This is a genomic window from Tardiphaga sp., assembly GCF_025356345.1.
Classification (GTDB): domain Bacteria; phylum Pseudomonadota; class Alphaproteobacteria; order Rhizobiales; family Xanthobacteraceae; genus Tardiphaga.
In genome coordinates this window covers 1-11,646 of the sequence record NZ_JANXTC010000133.1, presented here as the reverse complement: position 1 = coordinate 11,646, position 11,646 = coordinate 1, and the positions used below count along the sequence as shown (strand labels likewise).

13 protein-coding genes and 1 tRNA gene are annotated in these 11,646 nt (G+C 63.5%); 11 read left to right on the top strand and 3 right to left on the bottom strand.

Annotation, left to right across the window (positions count from 1 at the left end; translation table 11 throughout):
- The 3 genes from Q0S16_RS07815 to Q0S16_RS07805 form a co-directional block, all read left to right on the top strand.
- Positions 1-625 (top strand): ATP-binding cassette domain-containing protein (locus Q0S16_RS07815; RefSeq protein ID WP_295846743.1); only part of this gene is annotated, 625 nt, incomplete at its 5' end.
- Positions 626-668: 43 nt separating this feature from the next.
- Complete coding sequence (locus Q0S16_RS07810) at positions 669-1,346, top strand: ABC transporter ATP-binding protein (protein ID WP_295846741.1); 678 nt, start codon at positions 669-671, stop codon at positions 1,344-1,346.
- A 141-nt stretch (positions 1,347-1,487) separates the two neighbouring features.
- A complete protein-coding gene (locus Q0S16_RS07805) occupies positions 1,488-2,456 on the top strand; it encodes an alpha/beta hydrolase fold domain-containing protein (protein ID WP_295846739.1) in 969 nt (322 codons plus the stop codon).
- Positions 2,457-3,140: 684 nt separating this feature from the next.
- Here the strand turns inward: Q0S16_RS07805 and Q0S16_RS07800 are convergent.
- Positions 3,141-3,217, bottom strand: a tRNA-Pro gene (locus Q0S16_RS07800).
- 81 nt (positions 3,218-3,298) lie between these two features.
- Between Q0S16_RS07800 and Q0S16_RS07795 the strand changes: the two genes are divergently transcribed.
- From Q0S16_RS07795 to Q0S16_RS07785, 3 genes are all read left to right on the top strand, one after another.
- Entirely contained in the window at positions 3,299-4,279 is a 981-nt protein-coding gene (locus Q0S16_RS07795) for an L-threonylcarbamoyladenylate synthase (protein WP_295846738.1), read from the top strand.
- Between the two features lie 67 nt (positions 4,280-4,346).
- A complete protein-coding gene (locus Q0S16_RS07790) occupies positions 4,347-5,786 on the top strand; it encodes an FAD-binding oxidoreductase (protein WP_295846737.1) in 1,440 nt (479 codons plus the stop codon).
- A 5-nt stretch (positions 5,787-5,791) separates the two neighbouring features.
- A complete protein-coding gene (locus Q0S16_RS07785; RefSeq protein WP_295846736.1) occupies positions 5,792-6,223 on the top strand; it encodes a GNAT family acetyltransferase in 432 nt (143 codons plus the stop codon).
- Between the two features lie 147 nt (positions 6,224-6,370).
- Here Q0S16_RS07785 and Q0S16_RS07780 read toward each other — a convergent pair whose 3' ends face one another.
- Positions 6,371-7,135, bottom strand: a complete 765-nt coding sequence (locus Q0S16_RS07780; protein WP_295846735.1) for an SOS response-associated peptidase — start codon at positions 7,133-7,135, stop codon at positions 6,371-6,373.
- Positions 7,136-7,284: 149 nt separating this feature from the next.
- Between Q0S16_RS07780 and Q0S16_RS07775 the strand changes: the two genes are divergently transcribed.
- The 4 genes from Q0S16_RS07775 to Q0S16_RS07760 are packed head-to-tail and all read left to right on the top strand — an operon-like array spanning position 7,285 to position 9,274.
- Complete coding sequence (locus tag Q0S16_RS07775; protein WP_295846734.1) at positions 7,285-7,719, top strand: hypothetical protein; 435 nt, start codon at positions 7,285-7,287, stop codon at positions 7,717-7,719.
- Entirely contained in the window at positions 7,716-8,147 is a 432-nt protein-coding gene (locus tag Q0S16_RS07770; RefSeq protein ID WP_295846731.1) for an NUDIX hydrolase, read from the top strand. The genes Q0S16_RS07775 and Q0S16_RS07770 overlap by 4 nt, the downstream gene beginning before the upstream one ends.
- Positions 8,148-8,207: 60 nt before the next feature.
- On the top strand, positions 8,208-8,585 hold the full coding sequence (locus Q0S16_RS07765; RefSeq protein WP_295846726.1) for a TIGR02301 family protein: 378 nt from the start codon (positions 8,208-8,210) through the stop codon (positions 8,583-8,585).
- Positions 8,585-9,274 carry an HAD family hydrolase gene (locus tag Q0S16_RS07760; RefSeq protein ID WP_295846722.1) on the top strand — a complete coding sequence of 230 codons (690 nt, stop codon included), beginning with the start codon at positions 8,585-8,587 and terminating at the stop codon, positions 9,272-9,274. The genes Q0S16_RS07765 and Q0S16_RS07760 overlap by 1 nt, the downstream gene beginning before the upstream one ends.
- 163 nt (positions 9,275-9,437) lie before the next feature.
- Here Q0S16_RS07760 and Q0S16_RS07755 read toward each other — a convergent pair whose 3' ends face one another.
- On the bottom strand, positions 9,438-10,712 hold the full coding sequence (locus tag Q0S16_RS07755) for an acyl-CoA dehydrogenase family protein (RefSeq protein WP_295846719.1): 1,275 nt from the start codon (positions 10,710-10,712) through the stop codon (positions 9,438-9,440).
- A 114-nt stretch (positions 10,713-10,826) separates the two neighbouring features.
- Here Q0S16_RS07755 and Q0S16_RS07750 point away from each other — a divergent pair, with 114 nt between their 5' ends.
- Positions 10,827-11,606 (top strand): enoyl-CoA hydratase-related protein, encoded by a 780-nt coding sequence (locus tag Q0S16_RS07750; RefSeq protein ID WP_295846716.1) that lies wholly within the window; start codon positions 10,827-10,829, stop codon positions 11,604-11,606.
- Positions 11,607-11,646: the final 40 nt, after the last annotated feature.

The window sequence follows — 11,646 nt, the reverse complement described above, 5'->3', positions numbered from 1 at the left end:
CCCGAACGGGGCCGGCAAGAGCACACTGGTCAATTGCTTGTCCGGCGCATTGAGCCCCGACCAGGGTTCGATAATACTGAACGGGGAGATGCTCAACGGGCTGACCGCCCACCAGCGCGCCCGTCGGGGGCTGACACGCAGCTTTCAGCTGCCCCGCCCATTCAAGAGCATGAGCGTGTTGCAAAACATTCTGGTGCCGATCATTTACGCGCGGCAGGGGCGCGGCGGACCGGTGTTCCAGTCTGCCGGCGCAGAGATCGAAGCACGCGAGATCCTCGTTGCCATCGGCTTGGCAAGCAAGGCAAGCGCACCCGTCATCTCACTGACGCAGGTGGAGATGCGCAAGCTCGAGCTGGCGCGCGCGATGGCCGCGAAACCGAAACTGCTGCTGTCGGACGAAGCGATGGCCGGCTTGTCCGACAGCGAAGTCGATGAAATTCTCGCATTGCTGTTCGAGATCAATCGCGGCGGCGTAGCGATCGTGATGATCGAACATATTATCAAGGCGGTGACAGCGTTCTCGCAACGGATTGTCGTGTTGGTCGCCGGCGAGAAGATCGCAGACGGTCAGCCGCGGGACGTGATGCGGCTCCCGGAAGTCGAGAGGGCCTATCTTGGAGAATAGTTTACGGGTCACAGCGATAGACGCCGGATATGGACGCAATCGTGTGCTGTCTTCGGTATCGCTTACGCTCAATCCCGGTGAGACGGTCGTGCTGTTGGGCACCAATGGCAACGGCAAGAGCACGTTGATCAATTGCATCGCCGGTCTGTTGCGTCCGCAGCGTGGTGAGATCGTCGCAACGATGGATGGGCAGGACCACGTCCTTGTTGGCAAATCTGCTGACGACATCGCCAGGCTTGGGATCAGTCTGGTGCCAGAGGGCCGGCGGCTGTTTCCGCGCATGACCGTCAAAGAGAATCTCATGCTCGGCGCCAATCGCAAAGATGCGCGTGGGGCGATCGAGGATAATCTCGCCTACTGTTTCGACGCCTTTCCGGTGTTGAAGGAGCGTCCGAAGCAACTGGCCGGCAGCATGAGCGGCGGAGAGCAGCAGATGCTGGCTTTGGCGCGGGCGCTGATGTCATCGCCGAAAATCCTGCTGATCGACGAGCCGTCGGTCGGACTGGCGCCGATCTACGTGGCGCGCATGATCGATAAGATCCAGGAGCTGAAGGAGCGCTTTCGGCTGACCATTCTGATGGCCGAACAGAATTTTCGCCAGGCCAGCCGCATTGCGGATCGCGGATATGTGCTGGTGCACGGAAGCATTGTGTTCGAGGGCGCAAGCCGTGCCGATCTAATAGACAACGACATTGTCAGAAAGCTTTATCTCGGTCTGTGAGCCGTGGTTAAGCAGGTGATTATGGTTGCGCGTATGTGCGTTTACGCTGTCCCGGGTTGAGCCCCTGAGATCGCATTGCCGCTGACCGCGATTGCGGCAAAGCCTTCCTTGAAATCAATCGACGAGCGTTTGTGAGGTGACATGGCGGCATTCTTTCCCCCTCCAACTGCTCTTGATCCGGAGATGATCGCAGCCGGCGCGCTCCTGAGGACTGAAGGTCTTGTCGCGCTTGATCCACGGACGTCTGCTCTTGCAGACGTTCGCGTCGTGCAGGATCGCATTGGCGCGTATCTTTCCAACAAGGTCGCGCGCGTCGCCATCGAACGGGATCTGGTGATTCCTGGGCTTGATCGGGACATTCCATGTCGCTTTTACGCCCCGAAGTCGGCCAAACCGCTGCCGCTTCTCATTTATTTTCATGGCGGCGGCTTTATCTATGGGCGCGCTCAAGGCTGGGACGGCCTGATGCGCGATCTGGTTCAGCAGACCGGTATTGCCGTCCTCAACGTAGATTACTGCCGGGCCCCAGAGCATCAATTCCCAGCGGGTATAACGGAGGCGGTGATCGTCATTAATCATGTGAGCCGTACGGGTTCAGAATGGGGCATCAACGTCACTCGACTGGCAGCAGGCGGCGACTCGGCCGGTGCCAACCTCGCACTGGTTGCCGAGATGATCCGGCGTGACCGCGGCGAAGCAGCCCTCCGCTTCCTCTTGTTATTTTACGGCGTCTTTTCCAGCGATACCGCCAGCGCCAGTTGGGTCGGGCTCGGCTCGGGCGCCTATGGATTGTCGCAAAGCCAGATGGAGTGGATCTGGAGCAATTATCTGGAGACGCCGAACCAGCGCGACGACTGGCGCTCGACGCCGCTTTCGGGCGACCTGACGCGCTTGCCGCCAGTGCATCAGGCAATTGGCGCACTCGACCCCTTGTTGGATGACGCCCACGCGACGAAGCGGCGCTTGGACGTGGCAGGCGTCAAGAACAATCTTTTGATCTATCCCGGTGTCAACCACGGCTTCATCCGTTTTAATCGCATGGTCGGCATAGCGCAGCGCGCTGTGGATGATGCTGCGGCCGCATTACGCAGTGCACTTATGATCGAATGAAATCCGACCTGAGCTCGACTTTGTACAAAATTCCTCGGGAATTTGGATTTGTTGATGGCGCAGATATGCGGCGTCCAGCCAAAATAGTGCGTTCGGCGCTCTCGTTTTCCATCATCTGACCGCGGTGATTCAATTCGCCACAGTCTCCTGCCTTGCCTCTTTCGTGTGATCGGATTTGAACCCATTGAGTGAGCATCCGGTGAGCTCCGCGGGCGCTGCCTAAGCATGACCGCAGTCAGAAGGCGGCCCGAGGGAGTTGCTAGATGGGTGCAAGATACCGTCGGTCTCGATGGTCTTCAGAGCCTCAGCCAGCGACAGGATTGTGTCCCAACGCGTCGTGTAGCTTCTTGATTGTGCATTGGCTCCGAACTTTCACCCCTATCGGAACTCAACCGTGACCCCGGCATACAGCTGATTTCCATCGCAGTGTCAGGGACATCGAGCGGCACGGGCGGGGTCAACCATGGAAGCCTATCGGGGGTCAAATGGCGCGCCTATTCACAATAATCCCATCGTCGGGCTGCCCGCAGTGGCAACCTGACCAGCCCGGCCGTAGCCGACAATCGTGGTGGCCATTAAGAAGCTACACAACGCGCTGGGGTACGATCGGGCCGCAGTCATGAACGTCCGTTCAAACCACGATTACGAGCTTTCGGCACAATCCCGGTAAGTGCCGGTAATACTTGGTCGGAGTGGCAGGATTTGAACCTGCGACCCCTGCGTCCCGAACGCAGTGCTCTACCGGGCTGAGCCACACTCCGACAAGTGGCCGGTGTATAGCCTTGGGTTTCGCATCCTGCAAGAACCCCGTTACAAGAACCGCGCTGAAAGGATGCCAGACGATGCCCGTGCTGACTACCCGCCTGACCGATGCCGGCGCCGCGAGCGTGGCGGAAGCCGCCGCGTGCCTGCGCGGCGGCGGGCTGGTCGCGTTTCCGACCGAAACCGTCTACGGGCTGGGCGCCGATGCCGGCAATGCCGCCGCCATTGCCCGGCTTTACGCCGCCAAGGGGCGGCCGGCGTTCAACCCGCTGATCGCCCATGTCGGCGATGCCGACGCCGCGCAGCGAATCGCGCGCTTCGACGCGCCGGCGCGGGCGCTGGCCGAGGCGTTCTGGCCGGGGCCGCTGACGCTGGTGCTGCCAAAACTCGCCGGCTGCCCGGTGGCCGACCTCGCCACCGCGGGGCTCGACACCGTGGCGTTGCGGGTTCCCGCGCATCCGGTGGCGCTGGCGCTGCTGCGCGGCTTCGGCGGCGCCGTGGTGGCGCCGTCGGCCAATCGGTCCGGCCACGTCTCGCCGACCTGCGCGGCCCATGTCGAGGCCGATCTCGACGGCCGCATCGATATGATTGTCGATGGCGGGGCGGTCGCGGTCGGCGTCGAATCCACCATTATCGGCTGTTTCGGGCAGCCGATTCTGCTGCGGCCGGGCGGGCTGCCGCGCGAGGCGATCGAGCGGCTGCTCGGACGGCCGCTGCTGCTGCCCGTGGAGGAGCCTTCCAGCGCCACCCGGCAGCCGCTGGCGCCCGGCATGCTGGAATCGCATTACGCGCCGCGCACGCCGGTGCGGCTGCGGGCCACCGGGCTACGCCCCGGCGAGGCATTGCTGGCGTTCGGGCCGACCGCCCTGCCCGGCCAGGCGAATGCCGCGGCGGTGCTGAATCTGTCCGAATCCGGCGATCTGGCCGAAGCCGCGACCAACCTTTTCGGCTATCTTCGCGCGCTCGACGCCGCCGGCGCGACCGCCATCGCGGTGATGCCGGTGCCGCCCCACGGCCTCGGCGAAGCCATCAACGACCGCTTGCGCCGCGCGGCCGCATGACCATCTCATCCGGAACTGATTCCAGCATCCATTCCACGGCAAGACCAAGAGAAGCACGGGAAACCGCATGAACATCGCCCAGCCAATGCCGGCCACGTTGTCGCCCGACACCATCGCCCGCTTCCGCGGCATCGTCGGCGACAAATATGCCGTGACCGACCAGGCCGACGTGCACCCATATGTCACCGAGGACCGCAATTTGTTCTTCGGCACCTCGCCTTTGGTGCTGCGGCCGGGCTCGACCGCCGAGGTCGCGGCGATCTGCCGGCTGGCCACCGAGACCCGCACCGCGCTGGTGCCGCAGGGCGGCAATACCGGGCTGGTCGGCGGCCAGACGCCCTATGGCGGCGAAGTGGTGCTGTCGATGCGGCGGCTCGACAAGGTTCGCGACATCGACACCGAATCCAACACCATGACGGTCGAAGCCGGCCTGATCCTGCAGAATGCGCAGGCGCGCGCCGCCGAGGTCGACCGGCTGTTTCCGCTGTCGCTGGGCTCGGAAGGCAGCTGCACCATCGGCGGCAACCTCTCCAGCAATGCCGGCGGCACCACCGCGCTGGCCTATGGCGTGGCGCGCGAAATGGCGCTGGGCCTCGAAGTGGTGCTGGCCGACGGCCGCATCCTCAACGGCCTGTCGAAGCTGAAGAAGGACAATACCGGCTATGATCTGCGCAATCTGTTCATCGGCGCCGAGGGCACGCTCGGCATCATCACCGCCGCGACGCTGAAACTGTTTCCGAAGCCGCGCGGCATCGAGACCGCCTTTGTCGGGCTGCGATCGCCGGAAGCAGCGCTGAAGCTGCTGCAGATCTCGCGCGAGGAAGCCGCCGGCCAGTTGACCTCCTTCGAGCTGATCGCCGACATCGCGGTGGACTTTTCCGTGCGCCATGGCCAGGGCATCCGCGATCCGCTCGCCAGCAAGCACCCGTGGTATGTGCTGATGGAATTGTCGTCGTCGCGCGAGGAGAGCCAGGGCGCGCTGGAGAAGATCCTCGAGCGCGGCTTCGAGGATGGCATCGTCGACGACGCGGTGATCGCCGCCAATATCAGCCAGCGCACGGCGTTCTGGAAGCTGCGCGAGGAAATCTCGCCGGCGCAGAAGCCGGAAGGCGGCTCGATCAAGCACGACGTCTCGGTGCCGGTCGCCGCGGTGCCGGCCTTCATCGCCGAGGCCAATGCCGCGGTGCTGAGGCTGATGCCCGGCGCGCGCCCGGTGCCGTTCGGCCATCTCGGCGACGGCAACATCCATTACAACGTCACCCAGCCCAGCGATGGCAGCAAGGACGATTTCCTGGCGCGCTGGCACGAGGTCAACGCGGTGGTGTTCGAGGTGGTGCTGCGGATGGGCGGCTCGATCTCGGCCGAGCATGGCATCGGCCAGCTCAAGGCGGCGGATCTGCCGTCGGTCAAGGACCCGGTGGCGATCGAGCTGATGCGCGGCTTCAAGGCGATGCTCGACCCGCTGAACATTCTCAACCCGGGCAAAGTGCTGCTGCCGCTGAAGTGAGTCGGATGTTGAAGATCGCACCGATCGAGGATGCCGACGTCGCGGCGGTGATCGCGCTGTGGCAGCGCGCCGGCTCGACGCGGCCCTGGAATGATCCCGCCGCCGACATCGGCTTTGCGCGCCGGAGTGACAATGCCGAGATCCTGATCGGCCGCGACGGCGCTGCCGTGGTGTCTTCGGTGATGGTCGGCCATCACGGCCATCGCGGCTGGGTGTATTACGTCGCCACCGATCCGGATCACCGCCACAAGGGATATGGTCGCGCCATCATGCAGGCGGCGGAAGGCTGGCTGCGCGCACGCGGCGTCGAGAAGCTGCAACTGATGGTACGCGCCGACAATACGCAGGTGCAGGCGTTTTATGAATCGCTCGGCTTCGGCGAGCAGAAGCGCATCACCTATGCGAAGTGGCTGGATGGTCGCGAACCGACGCCGTGAAGATATTGTCGTTCCGGGGCGCGAGCGACGAAAGCCGCGGGCGAACCCGGAACCTCGAGCCGATGGCGCGCTGCACATCTCCGGATTCCGGGTCCGCAGCAGCCGGCTCCGCCGTCTGCGGCATCCCGCAATGACGGCACATAGCTCTCAGAACAACGACCCCTGCCCGTCATCGCCCGACGCCACAATCTTCCGCGCCGTCGTCTTCTTCGCAGGCCTCGCCGCCTCCGCCGCCGCCATTTCATCTTCCGTGATCGGCAGGATCAGTTGTGCGTCGTCATTGGCGACCTTGTTGACCGCGGCCGACACCGGATGCCAGGCGAAAGCGCCATCCCGTGGCGCGGCGAGCAGCGTCATCACATCCGACGCGTCGTCGGCGCTGCAATCCAGCCAGCGCGCAACATCTTCCGGTGCGATGGTGACGGGGACGCGATGGTGCAGCACCGACATGCCGGTGCTGGCGGCCGCGGTGATGATGGCCACGGTGTCGAGTTCCTCGCCATTCGGGCCCATCCAGGTTTCCGCCAGGCCGGCGAAGCCGATCGGTCCGCGATCGCAAGGATGGATAAAATACGGCTGTTTCCGTTCACCCGAATTTTGCCATTCGTAATAGCCGTCCGCGGGAATCAGACAGCGCCGGCGTCGGATCGCATTCTTGAAAGCCGGTTTTTCCCGCACCGTCTCGGCGCGCGCATTGATGATCAGCGTGAACTGGCGCGGATCCTTGACCCAGGACGGCAGCAGCCCCCAGCGCATCAACCGAAAATGCCTTTTTCCATTTTCTACAATTACAACGGGAACCGGTTGTGTCGGCGCAACATTGTAACGAGCAGGGAAATTCGGCTGCTCAATATAGCCGAATACCTTTCGTAGCGCCTCGGGCGCCGACGTGATGACGAACCTTCCGCACATTCGCTATCCAGCACCAAATCTGTTCAGCCGCCTTTAACCCGATACGTCCCAAAGTACCACCAATGACGATGACGGCCCTCAGACCAGCGGACCACGCGCACCACCCGACATTCGCGGGGGCTCACCCCGTTGCGTCCGCGGCCGAGCTGATGGCTGCGAATATCAATCCGCGCACCGGACTGGCCACAGATTATCTGAACCACTTCAACGAAGCCATCATGCTGCTCGAGTTGATCCCGGACATGCCGGACTGTTATGAACTGTTCCTGGAATGGGAACCGCTGAGCTATGCCGAGCACTTCATCAAATCGAATTTCAAGGCACGGGATCTGGCGATCGCCTCCTACAATTCCGCGGCTCCGCAGTTGCGCGCCGAATTGGACCGCGCGGTCGATACAATGACGTTGATCCTGACGGCGGTGGGCGATGCGATGCGCAAGGTGCACCAGGATTCGACCCGCGCCACGCTGGCGGAGCAGGCATCAGACTGGATCAAACCGCTGCTGGTGGTTGCCGGCGGCCTGATCAATGGCAAGGATCAGGAAACCAGCGTCGACGCCATCATGGCGAACGAGTCGGCATGACCGACGTCCCCCTGGTCACGCCGATACGTCCGCAACTCGCGGTCAGCGCCTCGATCTTCCGCGACGGCAAGGTGCTGCTGGTGCAGCGGGCCTATGCGCCGGCGCAAGGCTCCTGGTCGGTGCCCGGCGGCCGGGTCGAGTTCGGCGAGCCGCTGCACGCGGCACTGGCGCGCGAGGTGATGGAGGAAACCGGGCTGCGGATCGCCATTCTCGGCCTCGCCGGCTGGCGTGAGGTGCTGCCGGCCAGCTCCGGCGGCCGGCATTTCGTGGTGATGTCGTTCGCGGCGCGCTGGGCGGCCGGGGAGCCGATCTTGAACGATGAATGCGCTGATTTCGCATGGCTGCCGCCCGACGCACTCGGCCCGCGCACGCTGACGCCGGGGTTGCAGGAAATCATCGACGCCGCGCGCGTGCTGGTCGAAGCCTGACGCCGCGGCCTTGCGTCCAATGCCCTGAAACGGCATATCAACCGGGTTGCTGGACCCATCATGCCCAAGCCATTTTTCGCCGCTTTGATGATCGCGCTGACCCTCGGCCTCGGCTCCGCCCGGGCGCAGGACGCGGCTGCGCCGTTTGATGGCGAGTTGCAGCGGATGTCCGAGATTCTCGGTACGCTGCATTATCTGCGTGGCATCTGCGGCAGCAATGAAGGCGCCAAATGGCGCAACGAGATGCAGGCGCTGGTCGATGCCGAAACGCCGTCCGGCGACCGCCGGACGCGCATGATCGCCGGCTTCAACCGCGGCTATAATGGCTTCCAGCAGACCTATCGAACCTGTACCCCCGCCGCCGGCATCGCCATCCGCCGCTATATCGAGGAAGGCTCCAAGATTTCGCGCGACCTGACCGCCAGGTATGCGAACTGATGAGCCTGTTGCCCCCGAAATCACCCGCGGTCGACACCGTGTTCTTCGACCTCGACGGCACGCTGACCGACCCCAAGATCGGCATCACCCGTTCGATCCAGTATGCGCTGGCGAAATTCGATGTTCCGATTCCGACGCCGGACGAGTTGACCTGGTGCATCGGCCCGCCGCTGCACGCCAATTTCAAGGCGCTGCTCGGCTGCGGCGACAGCGACGCGGACCGCGCGATCGCGTTCTACCGCGAACGGTTCGGCGATATCGGGCTGTTCGAGAACGCGCTCTATGCCGGCGTTGAAGAGACGCTGACGGAAGTGGCCGCGCCCGGCCGCCGGCTGTTCGTCGCCACCAGCAAGCCGCATGTCTATGCCGACCGCATCATCGACCATTTCGGGCTGCGACGGCATTTTGAACGCGTGTTCGGCTCCGAGCTCGACGGCACCCGCGTTCACAAGACCGAGCTGCTGCGCTACGCGCTCGACGAGACCTCCACGGAATCCTCGCGCGCGATCATGATCGGCGACCGCCAGCACGACATCATCGGCGCCGCCAATAATGGCATCGGCACGATCGGCGTGCTGTACGGCTATGGAAGCCGCGCGGAACTGGTAGAAGCCGGCGCCGGGCAATTGTGCGCGACGCCGGGAGATATTCCGGGATGTTTCGATTCGGGTGCGATCCGTCAGGATTAGCGCCGCGTGTCCCGGACGCGGTGCGGCATTCTCATGCCGCTCCGCAGAGCCGGGATCCCGGTTGCTTCTGTGCCGGCAACCGGGACCCCGGCTCTGCGGCGCACAACGTCCCAAGCGGGACGCCGTGCGCCGCGTCCGGGGAACGTCCGCGCCTTGAACGACGTCAATGCTTCCCCGCGCCCATATAGCCGAACAGGAATCCGGCGACCTTGCGCTTCTGGATTTCCTCGCTGCCCTCGGTGATGCGGTAGCGGCGGTGATGGCGGTAGATGTGCTCGAACGGCTTGTGCCGTGAATAGCCCATGCCGCCATGCACCTGCATGGCGCGGTCGGCGGACTCGCAGCACAGCCGGTTAGCCCAGAAATTACACATCGAGACGCGATCCGACAATGTGTGCTCGACCTCGGCCTGGGTCAGGCTGTCCATTTCCCACGCCGTCTTGCGGATCAGCAGCCGCAGCATCTCCGCCTGCGTCGCCAGTTCGACCAGCGGCCACTGGATCGCCTGGTTCTCGGCCAGCGCTTTGCCAAAGGGTTTTCGCTCGCGGGCATATTTCACGCTCTCCTCGATGCAATACACCGCGGCGCCGAGCGAGCTCGCCGCCTGCCGGATGCGATTCTCATGCACGAAACATTGCGCCAGCGACAATCCGCGGCCGATCTCGCCGAATAGCGCGTCGTCCGGCACGAACACATCGGTGAAGCTGACGCGCGGATGATCGGTCGGCATGTTGAAGGTCCACAGATACTCCTCGATCTTCACGCCCGGTGCTTTCGCCGGCACCAGAAAACAGGTGATGCCACGCGCGTCGCCATCATTGCCCGAGGTGCGCGCGAACAGCGCGCAATGGGTCGCGACATGCATGCCGGTGGTCCACATCTTCTCGCCATTGATGACCCAGCCCTTGACGCCATCGCGGGTCGTCTCGACCGCGCGGGTTTCCATATGCGTCGCGTCGGAGCCGTGCTCGGGTTCGGTCAACCCGAAGGTGATGCGATACTTGCCGGTGATCGAGCCTTCGATCATCGCCTTCTGGTCGTCGCGGCCATAGCGGTCGAGCATCGTCACCAGCGGCAGATTGCCGACGATCGAATGTTCGTTCTGCAAATCATTGTGCAGGCCGAGACCTTTCGCCGCGAAGTGCTCGCGGATCACCGCCATCCACAGATTGCTACCACCCTGACCGCCATAGGCTTTCGGAATCGCGAAGCGCAAATGGCCGGCGCCGTCGGCCAGATTCTTGACCCGGCGCAGCAGCGCTTCCCATTCATGCCGCGGCAATCCGCCATTCTCGAAATCGGTACGCGCATATTCGCGGCGGTGATCGAAGAAACGGATGTTGTCGTCCGCCTGCTCGATCGGCTTGATATCGGTTTCGATAAAGCGATCGAGCTCGGCGAGATAGGCGACCAGATCGGCCGGCAGTGAAAAGTCCAAGGCGCTCTCCCATATTTTTGATCTTGTTATGCGGGCGATTAAGGTGGCACCGTCAAATCAAGTCAAGCGCGGCCAAACGCGCAAATTCTGCATAACGAAAAATGGGAGCCGCCAATGGCGCTGCAATTCTCCACGGTGACGCGCAAGGGCCCGATCACCATCGTCACGCTGTCGCGCCCGGAAGTTTACAATGCGCTGCACACCGACGCGCATAATGAGCTGCACGAGGTATTCAACGACTTCGCCGCCGATCCCGAACAATGGGTCGCCATCGTTACCGGCGCCGGCGACAAGGCATTCTGCGCCGGCAATGATCTGAAATGGCAGGCGGCCGGCGGCAAGCGCGGCTGGAACACGTCCGGCTTCGCCGGCCTCACCTCGCGGTTCGACTGCGACAAGCCGATCATCGCCGCGGTCAATGGCGTGGCGATGGGCGGCGGCTTCGAAGTCGCGCTGGCCTGCGACCTGATCATCGCGGCGGAGAACGCGGTATTCGCGCTGCCGGAACCGCGCGTCGGCCTCGCCGCGCTGGCCGGCGGCCTGCACCGGCTGCCGCGACAAATCGGCCTGAAACGCGCAATGAGCATGATCCTTACGGCGCGACACGTCTCGGCCAGGGAAGGCTACGAACTCGGCTTCGTTAACGAAGTAGCGCCAGCGGGCGAAGCGCTGGCGGCAGCGGAGCGCTGGGCCGAGACCATCTGCAAGAACTCGCCGATGTCGATCCGCGCCTCCAAGCAGGCGATCCAGAAGGGCCTCGAAGTCTCGCTGGAACAGGCGATCGCCGAACAGCGCGAATATCCCGCGGTGAAGGCGATGGCGGCCTCGCAGGATTACATCGAGGGTCCGAAGGCGTTTTCGGAGAAGCGGCCGCCGAAGTGGCTGGGGAAGTGACGAACATCGTTGGTCATTCCGGGATGGTGCGCTAGCACCA

What these genes read in the sequence shown, in the direction of transcription:
- Q0S16_RS07805 (WP_295846739.1), top strand. Translation starts at nt 1,488, where the DNA reads ATGGCGGCATTCTTTCCCCCTCCAACTGCTCTTGATCCGGAGATGATC.
- Q0S16_RS07795 (WP_295846738.1), top strand. Translation starts at nt 3,299, where the DNA reads ATGCCCGTGCTGACTACCCGCCTGACCGATGCCGGCGCCGCGAGCGTG.
- Q0S16_RS07790 (WP_295846737.1), top strand. Translation starts at nt 4,347, where the DNA reads ATGAACATCGCCCAGCCAATGCCGGCCACGTTGTCGCCCGACACCATC.
- Q0S16_RS07785 (WP_295846736.1), top strand. Translation starts at nt 5,792, where the DNA reads ATGTTGAAGATCGCACCGATCGAGGATGCCGACGTCGCGGCGGTGATC.
- Q0S16_RS07780 (WP_295846735.1), bottom strand. Translation starts at nt 7,135, where the DNA reads ATGTGCGGAAGGTTCGTCATCACGTCGGCGCCCGAGGCGCTACGAAAG.
- Q0S16_RS07775 (WP_295846734.1), top strand. Translation starts at nt 7,285, where the DNA reads ATGGCTGCGAATATCAATCCGCGCACCGGACTGGCCACAGATTATCTG.
- Q0S16_RS07770 (WP_295846731.1), top strand. Translation starts at nt 7,716, where the DNA reads ATGACCGACGTCCCCCTGGTCACGCCGATACGTCCGCAACTCGCGGTC.
- Q0S16_RS07765 (WP_295846726.1), top strand. Translation starts at nt 8,208, where the DNA reads ATGCCCAAGCCATTTTTCGCCGCTTTGATGATCGCGCTGACCCTCGGC.
- Q0S16_RS07760 (WP_295846722.1), top strand. Translation starts at nt 8,585, where the DNA reads ATGAGCCTGTTGCCCCCGAAATCACCCGCGGTCGACACCGTGTTCTTC.
- Q0S16_RS07750 (WP_295846716.1), top strand. Translation starts at nt 10,827, where the DNA reads ATGGCGCTGCAATTCTCCACGGTGACGCGCAAGGGCCCGATCACCATC.